This is a genomic window from Segatella albensis DSM 11370 = JCM 12258, from assembly GCF_000426565.1.
GTDB lineage: Bacteria > Bacteroidota > Bacteroidia > Bacteroidales > Bacteroidaceae > Prevotella > Prevotella albensis.
In genome coordinates, this window is sequence record NZ_AUFP01000001.1 from 248,834 (window position 1) to 269,568 (window position 20,735).

The 20,735-nt window shown below is 42.6% G+C and carries 20 protein-coding genes; 14 read left to right on the top strand and 6 right to left on the bottom strand.

The features are described from left to right. The 5 genes from K333_RS0101130 (at window position 1) to pdxT (ending at window position 3,882) form a co-directional block, all read left to right on the top strand. Window positions 1-573, top strand: coding sequence for a chromate transporter (locus K333_RS0101130; RefSeq protein ID WP_027452233.1), 573 nt, complete (start codon window positions 1-3; stop codon window positions 571-573). A gap of 97 nt (window positions 574-670) precedes the next feature. Next, window positions 671-1,327 carry a PAQR family membrane homeostasis protein TrhA gene (gene trhA / locus K333_RS0101135; RefSeq protein WP_027452234.1) on the top strand — a complete coding sequence of 219 codons (657 nt, stop codon included), beginning with the start codon at window positions 671-673 and terminating at the stop codon, window positions 1,325-1,327. A gap of 96 nt (window positions 1,328-1,423) precedes the next feature. After that, window positions 1,424-2,374 (top strand): hydroxymethylpyrimidine/phosphomethylpyrimidine kinase, encoded by a 951-nt coding sequence (locus tag K333_RS0101140; protein WP_024989523.1) that lies wholly within the window; start codon window positions 1,424-1,426, stop codon window positions 2,372-2,374. Window positions 2,375-2,418: 44 nt separating this feature from the next. Beyond that, the gene (gene pdxS, locus K333_RS0101145; protein ID WP_024989524.1) at window positions 2,419-3,294 is read left to right on the top strand and encodes a pyridoxal 5'-phosphate synthase lyase subunit PdxS; all 876 of its coding nucleotides are present in this window, start codon (window positions 2,419-2,421) and stop codon (window positions 3,292-3,294) included. Window positions 3,295-3,312: 18 nt separating this feature from the next. Next, window positions 3,313-3,882, top strand: coding sequence for a pyridoxal 5'-phosphate synthase glutaminase subunit PdxT (pdxT, locus tag K333_RS0101150; RefSeq protein ID WP_024989525.1), 570 nt, complete (start codon window positions 3,313-3,315; stop codon window positions 3,880-3,882). Here the strand turns inward: pdxT and bglX are convergent. Beyond that, window positions 3,869-6,133 (bottom strand): beta-glucosidase BglX, encoded by a 2,265-nt coding sequence (gene bglX / locus K333_RS0101155; RefSeq protein WP_027452235.1) that lies wholly within the window; start codon window positions 6,131-6,133, stop codon window positions 3,869-3,871. The two genes, pdxT and bglX, sit on opposite strands and share 14 nt — an antisense overlap. A 296-nt stretch (window positions 6,134-6,429) precedes the next feature. Between bglX and K333_RS13270 the strand changes: the two genes are divergently transcribed. The 5 genes from K333_RS13270 to cysS all read left to right on the top strand — a co-directional run bounded on the left by K333_RS13270 (window position 6,430) and on the right by cysS (window position 10,751). Next, window positions 6,430-6,570: a hypothetical protein gene (locus K333_RS13270; protein WP_161624543.1), complete on the top strand. Its 141-nt coding sequence runs from the start codon at window positions 6,430-6,432 to the stop codon at window positions 6,568-6,570. A gap of 247 nt (window positions 6,571-6,817) precedes the next feature. Continuing rightward, on the top strand, window positions 6,818-7,117 hold the full coding sequence (locus K333_RS0101165) for a hypothetical protein (protein ID WP_024990115.1): 300 nt from the start codon (window positions 6,818-6,820) through the stop codon (window positions 7,115-7,117). A 264-nt stretch (window positions 7,118-7,381) separates the two neighbouring features. Then, a complete protein-coding gene (locus tag K333_RS0101170; RefSeq protein WP_024990116.1) occupies window positions 7,382-8,917 on the top strand; it encodes a PQQ-binding-like beta-propeller repeat protein in 1,536 nt (511 codons plus the stop codon). A gap of 107 nt (window positions 8,918-9,024) precedes the next feature. After that, the gene (locus tag K333_RS0101175) at window positions 9,025-9,243 is read left to right on the top strand and encodes a hypothetical protein (protein WP_024990117.1); all 219 of its coding nucleotides are present in this window, start codon (window positions 9,025-9,027) and stop codon (window positions 9,241-9,243) included. A gap of 17 nt (window positions 9,244-9,260) precedes the next feature. Further along, entirely contained in the window at window positions 9,261-10,751 is a 1,491-nt protein-coding gene (gene cysS / locus K333_RS0101180; RefSeq protein ID WP_024990118.1) for a cysteine--tRNA ligase, read from the top strand. A 64-nt stretch (window positions 10,752-10,815) separates the two neighbouring features. On the opposite strand, the gene K333_RS0101185 is transcribed toward cysS, so the two are convergent. The 4 genes from K333_RS0101185 to K333_RS0101200 form a co-directional block, all read right to left on the bottom strand. Continuing rightward, window positions 10,816-12,324, bottom strand: coding sequence for an acetyl-CoA hydrolase/transferase C-terminal domain-containing protein (locus K333_RS0101185; RefSeq protein ID WP_024990119.1), 1,509 nt, complete (start codon window positions 12,322-12,324; stop codon window positions 10,816-10,818). A gap of 206 nt (window positions 12,325-12,530) precedes the next feature. Then, complete coding sequence (locus tag K333_RS0101190; protein WP_027452236.1) at window positions 12,531-13,094, bottom strand: TrmH family RNA methyltransferase; 564 nt, start codon at window positions 13,092-13,094, stop codon at window positions 12,531-12,533. Continuing rightward, a complete protein-coding gene (locus K333_RS0101195) occupies window positions 13,091-13,516 on the bottom strand; it encodes a SufE family protein (RefSeq protein ID WP_024990120.1) in 426 nt (141 codons plus the stop codon). Before K333_RS0101195 ends, K333_RS0101190 begins: the two co-directional genes overlap by 4 nt. Continuing rightward, entirely contained in the window at window positions 13,516-14,781 is a 1,266-nt protein-coding gene (locus tag K333_RS0101200) for a peptidase U32 family protein (protein ID WP_024990121.1), read from the bottom strand. The genes K333_RS0101195 and K333_RS0101200 overlap by 1 nt, the downstream gene beginning before the upstream one ends. 41 nt (window positions 14,782-14,822) lie before the next feature. Between K333_RS0101200 and K333_RS0101205 the strand changes: the two genes are divergently transcribed. Beyond that, entirely contained in the window at window positions 14,823-15,854 is a 1,032-nt protein-coding gene (locus K333_RS0101205) for a C1 family peptidase (protein WP_024990122.1), read from the top strand. Window positions 15,855-15,871: 17 nt separating this feature from the next. Here the strand turns inward: K333_RS0101205 and K333_RS0101210 are convergent, their stop codons facing one another. Continuing rightward, on the bottom strand, window positions 15,872-17,161 hold the full coding sequence (locus K333_RS0101210; protein WP_024990123.1) for a histidine-type phosphatase: 1,290 nt from the start codon (window positions 17,159-17,161) through the stop codon (window positions 15,872-15,874). 766 nt (window positions 17,162-17,927) lie between these two features. Between K333_RS0101210 and K333_RS0101215 the strand changes: the two genes are divergently transcribed. From K333_RS0101215 to K333_RS0101225, 3 genes are read left to right on the top strand one after another with little or no spacing between them, the layout of a single operon-like run. After that, window positions 17,928-18,572, top strand: coding sequence for a hypothetical protein (locus tag K333_RS0101215; protein WP_024990124.1), 645 nt, complete (start codon window positions 17,928-17,930; stop codon window positions 18,570-18,572). Window positions 18,573-18,615: 43 nt separating this feature from the next. Beyond that, window positions 18,616-20,127: an RNA polymerase factor sigma-54 gene (rpoN, locus tag K333_RS0101220; RefSeq protein WP_024990125.1), complete on the top strand. Its 1,512-nt coding sequence runs from the start codon at window positions 18,616-18,618 to the stop codon at window positions 20,125-20,127. Then, window positions 20,124-20,732: a phosphatase PAP2 family protein gene (locus tag K333_RS0101225; protein ID WP_027452237.1), complete on the top strand. Its 609-nt coding sequence runs from the start codon at window positions 20,124-20,126 to the stop codon at window positions 20,730-20,732. Before rpoN ends, K333_RS0101225 begins: the two co-directional genes overlap by 4 nt. Window positions 20,733-20,735: the final 3 nt, after the last annotated feature.

Sequence of the window (20,735 nt, forward strand, 5' to 3'; positions counted from 1 at the left end):
ATGTTATTCGTAAAAATATTTTGGATATTCTCACAGATCGGCATATTCAACTTTGGTGGTGGTTATGCCATGATCTCCCTTATCTACAACGATGTAGTAGTAAAGAACCATTGGCTCACAAGTTCCGAGTTTACCGATATCGTAGCCATCAGTCAGTCCACCCCAGGCCCTATCGGTATCAACGCGGCCACCTATACAGGCTATGTGGCCGTAGTAAATGCAGGATTTCCCCATTGGGCAGGCATCATAAGTGCCGTCATCGCCTCACTGGCTATCATATGGCTACCATTCATCCTCATGATTTGTATCAGTCATTATCTGTTGAATCATAAAGACTCCCCGATCGTGAAGGATATCTTTGCAGCCCTTCGTCCAGCCATCATCGGACTGATTGCCGCTGCTGCCATCATGCTGATGAACAAAGACAACTTTGGTTCACCTCATGAGGATATGTTCTCCTTCGCCATCAGCATCGCACTCTTTGCCGCAGCCTTCGTTGCCACAAGATTCTACAAGGCCAACCCTATCCTTGTACTTGCCCTCTGTGGCATCGTCGGTCTTATCGTCTATTAACGGCATTCTACTACAAAGGAATGTAAAACCATATTAATTTTGCAGCAATAACGAAATAAATCACTACTTTTGCAGCAGTAAATCTACAAATAGATGTATGAAACTAAAGATATTTTTCTCGCATAAAGAAGAGCTATGGAACTCATGGAGCCATGCCGGAGGAATTGTACTGGGCATCATTGTCGGTACCATCTTCCTATATTACTGTTTCACCAACAGCAATGGATGGGCAACGGCTGGTGTCATCCTATATCTCTTCGGTATGCTCATGTCATACATCGCCTCAACGATCTATCATGCAGTATCAGCATGGAGCAAATGGAAAGAACGACTGCGCAAATGGGATCATGCAGCAATCTACTGGCATATCGCCGGAAGCTATTCACCCATCACCTTGATAGCCTTGCGCGATGAAGGCTATTGGGGATGGGCATTATTCATATTCGTATGGGTGTGCGCCATTGCCGGCACCATCTCCAGTTTCTATAAACTGAAAGGGCACAGCAATCTGGAAACACTAACCTTCGTCGGTATGGGTCTGTGCGTGCTCACCGCATTGAAACCACTCCTCGACGCACTTACCACAGCAGCTTTCATTTGGATTGTAGCCGAAGGCGTATGCTATATCACGGGAGCATTATTCTATAGTCTCCGCAAACGCAAATACATGCATACCGTATTCCATTTCTTTGTTTTGGCAGGAAGCATCTGCCATATCATCGCTGTTTGGGACATTCTGATGCAATATATCTAAAAAAGTATACCAAATTATCCCAAACTGAATTATTTTTTACCAAAACGAGAACAATTTTCATTTTTCTCGATATTATTTCCTTATTTTGCAGTCGTGATGGAAAATAAGAAGGTGATATTGACGATAACCGGTTCCGATAGCACAGGCGAATCAGGTATACAGGCCGATGTGAAAACCATATCGGAACTTGGTGGCAATGCTCTATCGGTGATCACCTCTATCACCATTCAGAACACACTGGGCATTCAAGAGTTCTACGACCTACCGGCAGATGTCATCGCAGGACAGATAGACGCCATCATGAATGATGTGGCACCAGAAGTGGTAAAGATTGGTATGATTCGTAACCAAAAGGTGCTCGACGTACTCTGCAGAGCTATTCTGAAATATCATCCGGCCCAAGTGATCTATCACCCCGTGATATTCTCAGCACGAGGCGAGCAACTTATGAATGAGGATATTCTCACTCTCGTCGGCCGACAGTTGTTCCCGTTGTGCGACTGGATTATCATCAAAAGAAAAGATATCGGGTATTTCCATCCCGACGATCAAAGGCATCTGCTTGTCATCGATGAAACATTGCCTGTGATACACGGACAAACCAATGCCTTTGCCTCGGCACTGGCCGCCTATCGCTGTCAAGGTGTCGAACTCCATGAGGCGATAAAGAAAGCCCACGAATATGTTGTGCAGAAAGCGCTCAGACACAACAATCTACAAGGGCGAAGTAGTGAGCTATATAATGCCTTCATCAACCTCATGCACAAGCATTACCAAAAGCATAGCGACGTACAGTTCTATGCCGACATGCTGAATGTAAGCAGCAGATACTTGGCTCAGGTGACGCGCCGTGTGTCGGAACAATCCCCTAAGGCAATCATCGACGACTATCTGATCAAGAACATCAAGCGACAGCTGCTTACCACACAGAACAACGTGCAACAAATCGCATACGCACTGGGATTCTCTTCTCAGGCTCACATGACAAGATATTTTAGAAAACTTACAGGATTAACCCCGAGTAAATTCCGGAAACAAAAGGATTGATCAGTATCAAAGAATTACCTTTTTTAAAGAAGAAAGATTTTATTATGTCAGAAAACAGACAGACTTTGAACCGCAATTTGGCTCAGATGCTGAAGGGCGGTGTGATTATGGACGTAACCACTCCAGAACAGGCTCGTATCGCAGAAGAATCAGGCGCTTGTGCAGTAATGGCACTAGAACGCATCCCTGCCGACATTCGTGCAGCAGGTGGCGTATCGCGCATGAGCGACCCCAAGATAATCAAGGGAATACAAGAGGCTGTAAGTATTCCGGTAATGGCTAAATGCCGCATCGGTCACTTCGCAGAAGCTCAGATTCTGCAAGCCATCGAGATAGACTATATCGACGAGAGCGAGGTTCTCTCACCAGCAGATGATGTATATCACATCGACAAGACAAAATTTGAAGTACCATTCGTATGTGGCGCCAAGAACCTGAGTGAGGCTCTCCGCCGAATCGCTGAGGGGGCCACGATGATTCGTACCAAGGGCGAACCGGGCACAGGCGATGTCGTACAGGCCGTGAAGCACATGAGGATGATGCAGAGTCAGATTCGCGACATCGTAAGCAAAAGTGAAGACGAGCTCTATGAAGCTGCCAAACAGTTGCAGGCGCCTTACGACTTGGTGAAATATGTTCACGACCATGGCAAACTACCGGTAGTCAACTTTGCAGCCGGTGGTGTAGCAACCCCTGCCGATGCTGCGCTGATGATGCAGTTGGGTGCAGAAGGTGTCTTCGTGGGCAGCGGTATCTTCAAGAGCGGCAACCCACGCAAGCGTGCCACAGCCATCGTACAGGCTGTAACCAACTACAACGACCCTAAGATACTAGCCGAGATCAGTGAAGACTTAGGTGAGGCCATGGTGGGCATCAACGAGCAAGAGATAAAATTACTGATGGCTGAACGTGGTAAATAATAGGTATCGTAGAAGATGATGAGAATAGCGGTATTAGCTTTACAAGGTGCCTTTGCTGAGCATCGCAAGATGCTCTGCAACTTGGGCATAGACAGTTTTGAAATCAGACAACGATCTGATTGGGATGAGCATAAAGACGGACTCATCATCCCGGGCGGTGAGAGTACGACGCAACTGAAACTGCTGAAGGATTTGGAACTGTTGAAGCCCATACAGGAAGATATCCGGAAAGGACTTCCTGTGTTTGGAACCTGTGCGGGATTGATTCTGCTGGCGAAAGATGTAGAGGGTGAGGATTTTGAAAGGATCTCAACCATGGACATCCACGTGAAGAGGAATGCCTACGGCAGACAGATGGGTAGCTTCTATACCGAAGACAACTTCCAAGAAATAGGAAAGGTGCCCATGACTTTCATCAGAGCACCTTATATCATGAGAGGAGAACCTCATGTCGACATCCTTGCCGAAACAGGCGGACATATCGTCGCTGCGCAACAGGGAAACCAACTGGTCACTTCATTCCATCCGGAACTGAATGATGACCCGAGAATTCACCAATACTTCATCAATATGATCACAAAACAGTAATCGTAGACTTCCTGAGATTCCGATCATCACTGTCAGGGCCCACCATCACCTCTATTTCTCCTGGGTCGATGACATGATTCAAATCGGCATCGTAATATTTCAGGAGTTCCGGTGTAATCTCGAAACTTACTTGAGTGCTTTCGCCTGCCTTCAGATGAATACGGCGGAAGCCTTTAAGTTCTTTGACAGGACGAGCCACACGGGCTGCTGGGTCGTGAGTGTACATCTGTACGATCTCATCACCATCGCGACTGCCCGTGTTGGTCACGGTAACAGTAGCCGTGAGCCTACCGTCACGCCCGAGGGTTTTACCGCTCAAGGTGATGTCACTATAAGAGAAGGTGGTGTAAGACAGGCCATAACCGAAAGGATAGAGAGGGTCGTTTCTTACATCGATATAGTTGCTCTGGAATTTCTGATATTCCTTGGCACGCGGCGCAACAGGGCGACCGGTATTCAGATGATTGTAATACAAAGGAATCTGTCCCAGCGACTGAGGGAATGTCGTCGTCAACTTGCCCGATGGCATCTGGTCGCCGAAGAGAACATCACTGATGGCATCACCAGCCTCACTGCCGGCAAACCATACATTCATGATGGCAGGAACATGCTCACTCTCCCACTTCATGATGGTAGGGCGACCCGAGAAGTTCAACAACACCAACGGTTTGCCCAAAGCTACAAGTTTCTGAAGCAGTTGCATCTGTACATCCGGTAAAGCAAGGTCAGAGCGACTAGAACTCTCACCGCTCATCTCTGCCATCTCACCCATAGCACACACGATAACATCAGCGCGCTGAGCCAACTGCAAAGCCTCCTTCTGAGCCTCCGCATCATTCACACGGGGTATCGGGCGACCGAAAGTAGCCCCTTTCTGAGTGGTCTCATCGGCATAGATATTACAGCCCTGTGCATATTCCACGACAGCCTTACCCTTCACCGCACGTTGCATAGCCTCTTTCAGAGTACTGTATTTCTCCGGAATATCACCGGTAGACCAACAGCCCACCATATTACTACGATTGTCACCAAGAGGGCCGATCAAGGCAATCTTGCCCTTCTTCTGCAAAGGAAGGATATGATCATCATTCTTCAACAAGACGAAAGTCTCTGCAGCCAACTGACGTGCAGCAGCACGATTCTCGGCAGTATAAAGATCTTTCTGCAGACGCTTCTTATCAATGAAACGATATGGGTCTTTGAACAATCCCAACTTATATTTTGCTTCGAGAACTTTACGGCATGCACGGTCGATATCAGCCTGAGAGACGGTGCCGGACTTCAAGCATTTCTCCAAATTCTCTATGAACGCATTGCTGCACATATCCATATCAGTACCAGCCTTCAGAGCGAGCGCAGAACAAGTCATCTGGTCGCCCAGTCCATGACTCGTCATCTCCTTGATAGAACCATAGTCGGTCACCACAAAGCCATCATATTTCCACTGGTTGCGCAGCACATCCGTGACAAGCCACTTATTGGCAGTGGCAGGGATACCGTCTACGAGATTGAAGCTCGTCATAAAAGAGCCGGCTCCAGCCTCGGCAGCAGCCTTATAACCTGCGAAATACTGATTATACATACGCACCTTACTCATGTCCACGGTATTATAGTCGCGACCGGCCTCAATAGCGCCATAAAGCGCATAATGCTTCACACACGCCATCACGTTCTCCTTACCATAATTACCCTGCAAGCCTTTCACCATAGCCTGAGCGATACAAGCGCCGAGGAACGGATCTTCGCCATTGCCCTCGGCAATACGTCCCCAACGAGGATCTAGGGCAATATCTACCATCGGACTGTATGCCCAGTTGATTCCTAAGGCCGTAGCCTCCTTGGCAGCGATGCGGGCACTGTTCTCGATAGCAGCGATATCCCAGCTACATGATAATGCCAAAGGAATAGGAAAGACCGTCTGATAGCCATGGATGACATCCTGACCGAAGATCAGCGGAATGCCGAGTCGGCTCTTCTTGACAGCGACCTCCTGCAAGGCACGAATCTTGTCGAGCCCCTTGACATTGAGCACCGCACCAAGTTCGCCTTTAGCCGTAAGTTCGCCCAAAGGACTTTTCATGACAGCTCCCGTAGTGATGTCGTTACCAGGAAGCAAATTCAACTGACCTATTTTCTCTTGCAAGGTCATCTTCTGCATCAGTTTGTCGATATACTGGTTCATATCCGACTGTGCAAAGATACCTGTACACACGGCTATAAAAACCGAAGTTAATAACAAGCGCTTTTTCATAAGAATTTTGTATCTAATCAAACACAAAGATACGGTTTTTCTTTTGAATATCACTAAAATATCACACAAAAATGCAAATTGTCATCTGTCATCAGCAACCATCCAACAAGTTAAAATTATTAACGTTAGAACAGCAAATGTTAAACCAAAAGATACAGACTTTTTTCGTCATCTAGATAAATGTATCGTCTTCAATTTCCGCGAAAACATAAAAATAACAAAAGGCCCATAAGGTCTTCCGTCCCCGACATTAACGCAACAAGGCTCCTCATGGTAAGTATCATGCGGAGCCTTGTTTGATCGGTTCAGTCATCAAGGAGATGCTTCGTAAGAACAAACTTTTCCGTGACTTCTGTCTCCATGCGGCTGAGGAACTGAAGATGGCGCTGGGCTTCGTAGAGAAGAAGGCGATTTTGGGGGAGATGAGAATGAATTAAAAGAAAAGCGTTACAGTTGTTACAGTTACAGTTCGTTTTCTGTGAGGTAGTACACTCTATACTCTTTATTATCTATTTATATGTTTATATATATTATATATATAATATATATAAAAACTAATAAGGGTGTAAAATTCCCTAATTGTGCATAACGCATAAAAAACAACTGTAACAACTGTAACTGTAACGCTTTAAATCTTAGCTCTTTCTCTAAGAAGTTGAATATCAATAATTTAACGATTTTAAAATGAAATACGATATTACGAAACAGGCATCTCCTATGATGCCATACCTCGGTAAAGGTACCGAATGTATCAAACTTTTGGTCTCTCAAATCTCACCTGATATGCGTGAAGTTATCGTACCGATGCTTTTTCCTGCTTTGGGAGCTTACATTTTCGGAACGGAGTTCATGTATCCGGACAATACGTGGAAGGAGCCTTGCGGACTCTTGGCTCATCTCGTCGGTGAGTCGGGCATGGAAAAAGACAAATATCTTACCCCTCGCCAGGCACGAATTATCGTCTATTTCCTAGGGGAGCCGTAAAGAAACGTATAAGAAGGCATCAAAAGGAGCGTAACGTATAACAACGCATCATCGGCTTTTGGGGATGTTGTATCTTTGCCATCGCAATCCTGAAGGACGGGGTGTAGCGCTCCCCAGTCCCGAAGGCATCCCGAAGGGTCACAAGGAGACGTCCGAGCGATGCGGAGGGGTGGAAGGCAAATATGTTGATTTTCTTTGTGCTAACAGCATCTATATTGTGAAAAAAAGTGTACCTTTGTCTTCAACAATCATTTACTTACTACAATGAAAAAAATACTCAGTCTAATCATTGCCGTCCTCTCGATACTATCTATTCAAGCCCAAAAGAAGTCATTGGCGGATTATCCGGAAGTGCAATTGGGCAAGTGCGCAGATGGAAAGCCTTTCATGTGCCATTACGTCTCTACCGACGGAGAAGTTAAGAAGCTCAAACTGTTCTCCGATGCTCCTTTACTCCTGGTGGGGGATAAAAACGGAAACAAGTTGTTTAACACTGAAACGCTCGAGGAAATTGCAGAACCTACCTTCAAGAACCAACAACTCATATATGCCAACATGATGGGATATATGACCTATTCGCTTGGAAAAATGTTCTCTTTCCGTTATGGAAAGCCTACTTTCTTCAATCTCAAGGGTGAAAAGGTGTGGACAACAAAGGATGAACTGGTATTGCTTAGCAAAACTAAGCAGGTGACCATCTGTTCGGGAAACAGAAAAGGCGACCTCTTCACAGCCTATGAGACAACAACCGGCAAACCTCTTTGGCACAAGACTATCACAGGAAACATACACTACCCTTGGACTAACATTTTTGATGACAACTCTGATAAAATTATCTACATCATGGGCGACAGTCTTATCCGATTAAATGTCGTCACGGGAGATACCCTTCGCCATGCCTTTACGGCAGGAATCAAAGAACCATTGAAATCGAGATTAAGCTTCGCTAAACCGAGATACACCCTTCCTAGTAGTGATTTCGTAAATGAGGCTATCTTCTCCGTTGATATGAGCGCTATTCTCACCGGTACACACAGCAACATCATTTTCTCCGGTGACAGTCTTTTCGTTGCGGATGCCGAACACCTCTACTGTCTTGACAAGGATCTCAAAACGAGATGGACAACCGACCTCCCTGCACAATGCGGTTCTAAGTCTTCGCTCAAAATCTATGGGGATAAAATATACATGCAAAACTATGGTATAGCTTTTCAGAACCAATTTGTCGGTAGATGTGGACGACCTTTTACGGCTATCTATGACAGAAATACAGGAAAGCAGCTCTCACTGGCAATGATAGATATCAAGAAGAAGGTGATAGGAGGAATAATCGTCAGGGGTAGAACATACTGGCAAACCGACAATCAATTCTTTTACAACGAAGAGGGAGACAGTACGGTTCACGAGATAAAATGGAAGCCTAACACGACGCACTCGCCGCAAGAAGGCTTTCCCAACTTTGTGATATGCGATACTATAAAGGTTACCAAGGACGGAATCCCTGAAAACGTGATGACGAATAAAGACCAACTCTTGGTAGAAGTGTATGGACAGGACGTCAACGTGATCAAAGCTGATGGCAGTTGTGAACTTCTGCCTGCCGACAGCGTCTATTTCCACGATATACGCGATGTCTATTCTACAAATAACAAAGATCAGGCCAATACTTTCATCATTATCGACCCTAAGACACAAAAGATAAAATACACCATACACTTGAAAGGAAAAGTTTCACAAGATAAATTCGGCAACATCTATGTTGCAACCCAGCAAGGCGTCGGGTTCCATCAGAAAGAGTAATTTATCACAGGATATCCCGTGTAAACTAAAATTTTCGTATATATAATAAGGTGGTTTCAGAAAAAACAATTAACTTTGCAGTCAGAAATTTCAAATATACGTATATTATGTCAATTCAATTAGCATTCGTGCTATTCATTGTTGTAGCACTCGTCGGCTGGGGTATTGCCGAACTAAAAGGTAAGATGACTTTTACTCACTCTGAGGCTGAGAAGAAAGAGGCTGAGGAAATAGAGGAACAGAAGCGTGCAACAGGTTTCCATGAGATGAACCTACACGACCTTCTGAAAAATAACAGTACTAATGGTTATGATGCTGTTGGATAAATAGAAATTCTTTCATTATGACACAAAACTTTCTGATTTATAATACTCTTTCTCGACAGAAAGAGCTTTTTAAACCACTACATGCTCCTAATGTTGGCATGTATGTCTGTGGCCCTACGGTATATGGTGACCCGCATCTGGGACATGCTCGTCCTGCCATCACTTTCGATATTCTCTTCCGTTATCTGAAGCATCAGGGCTATAAGGTGCGCTATGTTCGTAACATTACTGATGTAGGTCATCTGGAACATGATGCTGACGAGGGTGACGACAAAATCGAGAAGAAGGCACGACTTGAGCAGTTGGAGCCTATGGAGATTGCACAATATTATACCAATCGCTATCATGATGCCATGAATGCGCTGAATGTGCTCCCTCCTTCTATCGAGCCTCACGCTACCGGGCATATCATCGAGCAGGAGCAACTGGTACAGCAGATTCTTGATAATGGTTATGCTTATATCAGCAACGGCTCGGTATATTTCGACATCGAGAAGTATAACAAAGACCATAAATATGGTATTCTCTCAGGCCGTAACCTGACGGATATGATCAACAACAGCCGTACGCTGAACGGTGTGGGCGAAAAGAAAAATCAGGTGGACTTCGCGCTTTGGAAGAAGGCTCAACCTGAGCATATCATGCGCTGGCCTAGTCCTTGGAGTGACGGTTTCCCAGGATGGCATTGTGAGTGTACCGCTATGGGACGAAAATATCTCGGCAACCACTTTGATATTCACGGTGGTGGTATGGACCTTGTATTCCCTCATCATGAATGTGAGATTGCACAAGCTGTTGCCAGTCAGGGTGATCAGATGGTACATTACTGGATGCACAACAACATGATTACCATCAATGGTCAAAAGATGGGTAAATCGTTGGGTAACTTCATCACACTGGAGCAATTCTTTACAGGTAATCACGAGAGTCTTGACCAGCCTTATTCTCCAATGACTATCCGCTTCTTCATTCTTAGTGCGCATTATCGTGGTACTGTGGATTTCTCTAATGATGCTCTGCATGCTGCAGAAAAGGGATACAACAGACTGATGAACGGTATCCATGACTTAAGTCGTATTCCTGTTTCTGACCAGTGTGACCCTGAAACGGAGAAATTCGTCAAAGCGCTGCGACAGAAGTGCTATGATGCCATGAATGATGATTTGCAGACTCCTCTGGTCATCAGTTATCTCTTCGAGGCTTGCCATGTCATCAACAGTTTGCTCGACCATAAGGCTAAGATCAGTGCTGAGTGTCTGAAAGAACTCACGGAGACGATGAATCTATTCACTTTCGAACTCTTAGGTTTAAGAAGTGAAAAGGGTGACAATAACGATGCACGTGAGGAAGCTTACGGTAAGGTGGTAGATATGGTACTGGAACTTCGCGCTAAGGCTAAAGCCAACAAAGATTGGGCTACAAGTGATCAGATTCGTGACGAACTTGCTGCCAATGGCTTCGAGGTAAAAGATACTAAGGATGGTGTAACTTGGAAACTTAACAAGTAATACTAACACCTTAATAATATATAATAACGCTTGCAGAAGAATCTGCAAGCGTTATTTTTTATCATCATTTCAGATAATCTCCGAAATCGGTAAGTCGCATATCTCCTTTCTTCATGAATGTATCATGAAAGGAAAGAGCTGCACGCATAGACTGTGGCTCATGCCCCTTCTCGGCAATTCTGAGGTATTCACGCAACAGCGGACGGTAATCGGGATGTGCACAGTTCTCGATGATTTCCTTAGCACGACGCATAGGTCCCTTGCCACGAAGATCGGCAACACCTTGTTCTGTTACAATAACATCTACATCATGCTCCGTAGAATCTACATGAGAGCACATCGGTACTATGGCGGATATCTTTCCGTCCTTTGCTGTAGATGCCGTCGTAAAGATACTGATATATCCATTACGTTCGTAATCACATGAACCACCAATACCATTCATCAACTTACTGCCACAGATATGACTGGAATTCTCGTTACCGTACATATCACACTCTATGGCTGTGTTCAGGGCGATGACGCCTAAGCGACGGATGACTTCCGGTGAGTTGGCAATCTCGCTCTGACGGATAACGAGATGCTGCTTGAAGAAGCGCATATTGTCGTAAACGGTCTTCAAGGTTTCATTGGTCACCGTCATCGCTGTAGCCGATGCATTCGTGATGATACCTTTTTGTATTAAATCGATGGCTGCATCCTGAACGACTTCCGAATAGACTTCAAAATGAGGTATATGTGGATTTTGTCCAAGTGCTTGCAGCACCGCATTTCCCGTAGCACCGACACCACTCTGCAAAGGCAAAAACTGTGGAGGTATTCTTCCCTCGTTCATGTCCTTAACCAAAAACTCTGCAACATTATATCCCATCTGTTGGGTTTCTGCTGTCATAGCCTTGAAAGAACGTGCCTCCTCAGGAATGTTACATTCTACTACTCCAACTATCTTGTGAGGATCTATCTCGATATAGTTCTTACCCACCTTATCACCTACATGGATAATAGGAATAGGCTGACGGGCAAATCCACACTCACCGGGTTCATAACAATCATGAAGCAATTTTGCACTTGGATTGTGGAAATGGTTATATTCTATGATCACTCGTTTTGCCAGTCGGGCTATTGTCACGGCAATACCTCCAGCAGAAGTAAGATATGCCTTACATAGGTTCTCTCCTTCTTCTAAATCACTCACCTCGATAATAGCCCAGTCTATCTCGCCATAAAAGCCATGACGCAGACGCTCTGCCATGTGACCGAGATGGGTGTCTTCATAATCTATCTCGCCAAGATTGGTATGTGTACGAAAATCCTTATTGGTAGAAAATGGGGCGCGAAACTTGATAGCGTGAGCATTGGCCATATCTCCCTCAACACTTTGGAGAGAAGAAGCGCCTGTAAGTATTCCTACCTGAAAAGGACGACCAGCTTCATGCTCGGATATTGCTCGCTTTGATAATTCGCGAAATACAGCCTTAGGGACTCCATTCGGTGTGAATCCCCCTAATCCTATATATGCATTATCTTTTATTAATGCTGCAGCTTCAGCAGCGGTTATTCTAGTGTAAGCCATCTAATTATTATCTTTATTTGCAAGCAAAGGTACATATTTTTTCATAAATACGGGCCTATTACTGCATAAAATACTATATTTTTCTTCTCAAACGTATACTTATACGTCTAGTATCGGATAGTACGAACTAGCGAGCATATTTCTACGAAAACAAATATAGTAATAATTTGAAATAGTTCAAACAGCTTACTGCATTATTTTACAATTTATATAAAGAGGTGTTTGACAAATTCCCAAATTACGATACCGGTAGTGGTACTAACATTTAGGGAATGCTTGGTTCCAAACTGTGGAATCTCCAGACAGTTATCGCTCATATCTACAACATTTTGCTTTACTCCTTTCACCTCATTACCCATAATCATAGCGAATCCCTGAGGCTTCTCGGAGGTTTCTGCAGATATAAGTCTTCTTAAGTCGCTACCTAAGTCCTGAAGTTTTGTACTGCCTTCCACCTGTTCAATACTATACACGTAATATCCCTTACGATGCAATTCCTCGACAGCATCTTCTGTGCGCTCAAAATACTTCCAGTCGACGCTATCCTCACCTCCAAGGGCAGTCTTGTGAATCTCAGCATGAGGAGGACAAGCCGTAATACCACAGAGATATACTGCTTCTACACGAAAAGCATCACCACAACGGAAGACACTACCTACATTATATAATGAGCGTACATCGTCAAGTACAACAATTAAAGGAAGCTTTTCGGCCTCCTTAAATTGTTCTATACTCATGCGATGCATTTCTATCGCTTTCAGTTTTCTCATGCTTCTTCTTTTGCTTTATAGGCCAAAGCATATGCTTTGATCTGTTTGATCATTGCCAAGAGGCCATTACTACGTGTAGGACTTAAATGGTCTCTCAAACCTATCTTGTCGATGAAATAGAGGTCGGCATCAAGAATTTCTGTTGGGGTATGACCGCTCAACACCTGGATGAGCAAGGCGATAATACCTTTCACGATCAATGCGTCACTATCGGCCGTAAACACGAGTTTACCATCCTCATAGTCACATTGTACCCATACACGACTCTGACAACCGTCTATCAGATTGGTATCGTTCTTATATTTTTCGTCCAAAACCTCAAGATCATTACCTAAATCTATCAGCATCTGGTATTTATCCATCCAGTCGGTGAAGTCGGAAAACTCTTCGATGACTTCATCTTGTGCTTCCTTTATCGTCATTATTTTATCTCCTTAATTTCGTTTACTGTTATAAGTTTATAAAGTTTGTCGGAAGGACGCACTTTACCCTTTACCGGAATAGAAACTCTCTGTCCCTGTTTAGCAACTTCTACAGGATTCAAATCGAAGCGTATCTCGTCGGCATTCAAATACATCACACCTGTTGTTGGACCTGTGATGAGCAGTTTATCACCCTTGTTAAACTCAGAAGCCTCTACTGCTACCTCTGCCACATTCAACTTGCTAAAGTATTTCATCACCTTACCTACAAGAACTTTCTTCTCTGTGGCTACACTTCCATAATGCTTGTTCCACTCGCCGAAGGTCTGTCCCTGATAATAGCCATCCCAAAAACCACGATTGAATACGGTAGCTAATCGCTTATCCCATTCGTCCTTCTTCTCTTCGGTGAAGGTACCGTCAAGTACGCTCTGGATAGCCTCTTTGTAACACTTGACTACAGTATATACATATTCTGGGCCACGGGCACGTCCTTCTATCTTGAACACTCTTACACCTGCATCCATCATACGATCGATGAAGCGAACTGTCTTCAAGTCTTTCGGACTCATCACGTACTTATTATCTATTTCCAGTTGATTACCGGTTTCATTATCTGTTACCGTATAAGAACGACGACAGATTTGCACACACTCACCACGATTGGCTGAACGATTGGCATTGGCAAGACTGAGATAACATTTGCCGCTCACTGCCATGCAAAGTGCTCCATGACAAAACATCTCGATACGAATTTGCTTACCCATCGGACCACAAATGTTCTGCTTGATAATCTGTTCATGGATCGCCTTCACCTGATCCATATTCAGTTCACGTGCCAATACAGAGACATCAGCAAAACGAGAATAAAACTTTAATGCTTCTGTATTTGATATGTTAAGTTGGGTTGAGAGATGTACTTCCTCACCCACTTCATTACAATATGACATTACAGCAACATCACTTGCGATGACTGCAGAGATACCTGCCTCTTTGGCTGCATCTATAATTTCCTTCATCGTAGCAATGTCTCCATCATAAATTACGGTATTTACCGTGAGATAGGTCTTTATACCGTGATCATTACAAGTAGCTGCAATCTCACGCAAATCACTAATATCAAAGTGATTGGCTGAATGAGAACGCATATTCAACTTACCAATACCGAAATATACAGAGTCGGCACCAGCTTGAATAGCAGCCGCCAACGATTCGCGCGAACCGACAGGCGCCATAACTTCGAATTCTTCAATTTTTGCATTCATGGCTGCAAAGTTACAAAAAAAATTGTATTTTTGCATCTTGTATGAAGAATCATGTATTTTTTATTGCTCTTATCATCTTTTTATGTGGGTGCAGGGACCACAAAGTGCCTGTTGCTCAGCATCTTGGAATACATAACGATGTATTTCTGAAAACCACTCCTGTGAAGAACCAAGGGCATAGTGATGTATGCTGGATTTACGCTATGCTTGCCACTATCGAAAGTGAACATCTGATGAAGGGGGATTCCGTGAATCTGTCACCTGCTTTCTATGCCAGAATGATGCTCAGGGATAAAGCCTATAAATTATTTTTCAATAATAGAAACTGTAGTATCTCTATGAGAGGTATGGGTATGACTTTCATTCACCTTATTAATAAGTATGGTGCCGAGCCATACGATTCATACCCTGACAAGGATAATATCAACTATAAGGTGTTATCAAGGAAGATTGAAAAGATGGCCTTGTGCTACACTCGTCTATCGAAAGGTCTCCGAACTTATCAGGAGGATGTGGAGGATGCCATCGATGAAGATATGGGATATATGCCAGCAAAATTCGTACATATGCTCGGTGCTGAATACACGCCATTAGAGTTTGCTCATAGTGTTTGTGTGCCTGATGAGTATCTATTCTTTACCAGTTTCACTCATCACCCTTTTGGAAAAGAGTTTGTTATAGAATCTCCGGACAACATGATGAATGATCGGTGCTATAATGTAGATATGAAAACGATGATGACGACCATCGAGAATTATATTCGCAAGGGGCATCCTGTATTCTGGGAAGGTGACATCAGCGAACCTGGTTTCTCATTTGCTGACGGCATTGCCATATTACCTTCTTCATGTAACATAACACAGGAGAACCGACAACGGATGTTTGAGAACCACCAAACAACTGATGACCACGCCATGACACTTGTAGGATTGGCTCATGACAAGAAGGGGAGAAAATATTTCATCGCCAAAAATTCATGGGGAACAGGCAATCCTCTTCATGGATTTATGTACCTGAGCTATGAATATGTGGCGATGAAAACGATCTGTTATGGTCTGTCAAGACAGAAATAAACAGTTATTAGAGATTATCATTTAAGATAACCATCTAGTTTTTTCAGATAATATTCTTTGAAGTCGTTCCAATGGTAATATGGGGCTATATCGGTCTTGATAGGCAAGGTAGCCTCATTTTCATTTCTTAGTACCTTAAAGATGATATCTTTATCTCCATAGTTTTTACGATAGAAAACAAACTGGATATTACATGCCATTGGGAAAATACGATAATCAAGCCAGCCTTCTTTATCCAGGTCATCAAGATTCTTGATTTGTTTACCAAATCCGTCTAGATCAAGCAGACAGGTAAGTGGCATAACCATCGTATCGTGTCCGTAACGTAATGTTGCGCCAGGATGTTCAAGGGCAATACAGCTATCAGCCTCGGTGATGATCTTGCGAAGAAGATTACGCTGACTGTAAGGTTGCTGTCCACCACTCAAAGGAGATGGTCCGAAAGAAACATACCAAAAAGCATTGTCACATTTCCAACTGTTGTATATCTCCTCATCACTAAATATATCATACAAAGAGATACTATCACGCAAATCTAAACTCTGCATATTGCTGGCCATACTGAACAACTTATGACCTAACCGATTTGCATCAATTTGCTTCTTCCAGTAATCTTCATCATTAAAGATCAACTTCATGGCATGACTATAATTGGTATGGCTCTTTATGAAATCTGTGTATTCCTTGCAATGAGTACCCTTTTTCTTCCAACCACCAATATTGTCATCATCACTAAGATTCATGTAATACATATCATGATAACTTGCATCATGACGTATTTTAAGTTTAGGATTCTCTATCAATAACTGTTGCAGAGCATTTTCCATCGAAAGAATACAGCGGATTACAACGGTACTTTTAGCATCTACATGAGCAGAATCGCTGAATATCTCAGGGAAATTCTCATACATACGCTTTGCTATCTGCTTATGCTGCTCTGCACCACGAAGCGTCAGCTCTCCATCTCTACCCATGGCAGACTCGCGGATACGGCGCACCTTCTCCAACAGTTCCTTACCCTTAGGAGTAAGTTTGTTGAGAGAATCAGCCTTAAGCAAAATAAAATACGGTTTGTCATAATCGCCCTTTCCAATCTGATATCTACTGCCATGACGCCCATAATGACTCAGATAAAAAGCGTGGTATCCTGTAGGAGCAGGAGTGAGTTGCTTCTGTAATGGTCCCGGATATGCAAGATAATTACTAGCCGATAAACGACGATCTAACTTAAAATCTTTCTTTGCCTGTTGTCCCATCATAGAAACAGACAGCATCATCAAAGAAAGCATAATAATAGTTCTTTTCATTTTTATTAAATCTTAGATGTTGCAAATATAAAACTAAAAATCTACAGATAACCTCCTTTATGGCTTGATTTATATCAAAAACTGCTTAATAACATATTGTGTTCGCACACAATCATTTGATATATATCAAGAAAGCATATCATTTATCGTCTTTTTCTTGAAAAACATTGTGCATTACCAAAAATCAACCTACCTTTGCAATGTCAAAAGGAAAAAGCGGAAGTTGTTCCGCACATGGTTATTAGGTTTTTAGGTTTAAGATTGTTTAGTTGATAGGATTAGGAAAGGTAAGAAAGATTGTTAGTTTGAAATAGGATTAGATTAGATAGGTAAATTGAGATTGTTATTAAGGGACAACAGGTATTAGAATAAGGATAAGGTAAATTAAAGATTGTTTTACAAGGGACGACAATTCAGTAGGTAGATAGAAAGAAAGGTAGAAAGATGAACATGATGTTAGTAATTACCTGGGCTGCAATATTTGCAACCACAGGTTACATGATGAGGGATAGAACAGACCTTTAAAGGTTATGAAAAATTTGAGAAGAAAGAAATAGATGGACGCGTAGCAATAATGCCACGCGTTTTTTATTGTCTATACTTTTCTTCTTACACTAAGAAAAGCATGAAAACAGTCTCCACAGATAGTCCTGATTTATCCTTTCCACAAACTTTTAAGAATGAACCGAAAAAACCATCATATAATATTTTGTGTTTACTCTCTTTTTTTGTATTTTTGCATCAAAGTATAAATACGGAAAGTATTATGGCAAAACATCCTTTGTGGTCTGATGAATACTGGTTACTGCTCATGCAACTATATATGAAAAAGCCAGTCGGAGTAAAGCCCCTTTACTCTCGTTCCATTGTCGACTTGAGTCTGGAGCTTCACATACCACCACAGTTTCTGTATGAACAAATGTTTAAACTCAGAATGGTCACTCCTAAGATGAAAAGGCTTTGGGATGCCTACGGGAAGAATCCGAGAAAACTGGCCAAAGAGGTAAACTTACTCAGAAACATGAAAGGATATGGTAATGCTGAAAAATTCTACGAAGGAGTAAACATCAAAGAATCTTTTGAGAAAGATTGGAAGCCCATCAATGGGTATCCAGATCTTACGAATGTTAAACTTATCCTCATCCTGAATTTATACTTTCAACTTACCCCCATCACTATGGTTCCTGAGACTCCGGAAATTATTGATTTGGGTAAACTTATTCACGTGAATCCTATTCTTATCTCTGAGGTGTTACAAGTGTACCAATTCTGTGATCCTTATCTTAATAGGGATGATTTGATGATATCACCATTACTTGCACCCTGCCAGAGTATATGGAATAAATTTGGAAATGATAATCCAAAGATATTATACAACTTAGCAACACAACTCAAAGAATACTACAAATAGGCAAACGGATAGAAAAATACTGTAAATCTCTATATAGGTATATATGGTTCAGAAATTAGTTCAAACACAAACGCAGAAGTTACAGCAGCTTCAACGACTGTCGGCACAACAGATGCTACAGGTGAAGTTGCTCGAGATGCCATTGACTGAACTGGAGGAGAATATAGATGCAGAACTTGATGATAACCCTGCTCTCGAAAAAATCGACGAGGAAAGCAATTTCAATGAGGAAGCTGTTACTCCATCAAGTGACTCTGACGACGAGAATAATGAAGAAGACTTCGAAATGCAGAATGAACGTGAGGAAAGAGAAGAGGCTTTGGATTCTGCACTAGAGAGTATCGGTCGAGACGATGAAATGCCTGACTATGACAATGGGCATTACAATAAACAAAATGCTGACTACGAAGAAATCGTATATGGAGATACCACATCCTTCTATGATAAACTGAAAGAGCAAATGGATATGCTCGAACTTACAGATCAGGATCATGACATCATGGAATATCTCATCGGATCACTCGATAATGATGGTATTCTGCGAAAAGATCTTGACTCTATCTGCGATGAACTCGCTATCTATCATAACATAGATGTAGATAGTACGCACATCGAAAATATTCTGAAAAGACTACAACAGTTTGATCCTGCTGGTATAGGAGGAAGAAATCTACAAGAATGTTTGTTGCTGCAGATTCAAAGATTACCACAAGGAAAACTCGCTGATACCATGCGCACCGTAATCCAGGAGTATTTCGATGACTTCACAAAGAAGCATTGGGATAAAATTAAATCTGGCATGCAACTTTCTGATACTCAGGTTGAGACGGTACAAGATGAAATACGTAAGCTTAATCCTAAACCTGGTTCGTCTTTAGGGGAAACTGAAGGTAGAAACATCCAACAGATTACACCTGACTTCATCGTTGAGACAAATGATGATGGAAGCATCAGTTTTTCTCTCAACAATGACAGTCTTCCACAACTTACCATCTCACCGTCTTTCTCTGAAATGATGGACTCCTTGAAAAACAATAAAGAAGGACTGAACAGACAGGAAAAAGACGCACTACTTTATATCAAGGAAAAGGTAGATAAGGCTAAAGGGTATATCGATGCTATACGTCAACGACAACATACTCTGACCATTACCATCAAAGCCATCATCGAATGGCAAAAGAAATTCTTCCAGGATGGAGACGAGGCAGACTTGCGACCTATGATTCTAAAAGATATTGCAGATAAAACAAATCTTGATATTTCTACGATATCGCGAGTGAGCAACGTAAAGTATGTACAAACGAAATGGGGTATCTATCCTCTGAAATTCTTCTTTACGGATAGTTATACTACCGAAGATGGAGAAGAACTGTCTACAAGGAAAATAAAGATAGCACTAAAGGAAATTATAGAGAATGAAGACCATCAAAAGCCAAAAAGCGATGAGACTTTAGCTTCTGAGATGAAAGAAAAAGGATATCCTATAGCTCGAAGAACCATTACCAAATATCGTGAGCAGTTAGGAATACCAGTAGCTCGATTAAGAAGAAAATGAAAGAAAAAAATATCATATTTACAGCAAGGGTGATGAGTTTGATCTTCACACCGTTCTATCTTCCACTTGTAGGATTTCTAGCCCTCTTTATCTTTAGTTATATGAGAGAATTACCTTTTAGCTATAAACTCTTTATGATTCTCTTCGTATACCTCTTCACGGTATTGATACCATCAATGCTGATACATCTATATCGTAGATACCAGGGATGGACACCTATGCAATTAGGACGAAAGGAACGCCGAATAGTTCCATATATCATATCCATCATCTGCTATGTATTCTGCTTCTTCTGGATGGTATACCATAATGTACCGCGATTTCTCAGCATCATCTTGGTTGCAGCCCTCACCATCCAAATGGTTTGTGCATTTGTCAACATCTGGTGGAAAATATCTACACATTCGGCAGCTATCGGAGGAGTGGCAGGAGCACTTCTGGCCTTTGCTGAGATATTCACTTTCAATCCCACTTGGTGGCTCTGTCTTGTGCTTCTAGTATCCGGAATGGTAGGTACCAGCAGAATGATCTTAAAGCAACACAGTCTATCCCAAGTGCTTATTGGATTCATATTAGGCTTTGTTTCTGCCTATATCATTATATAGAAT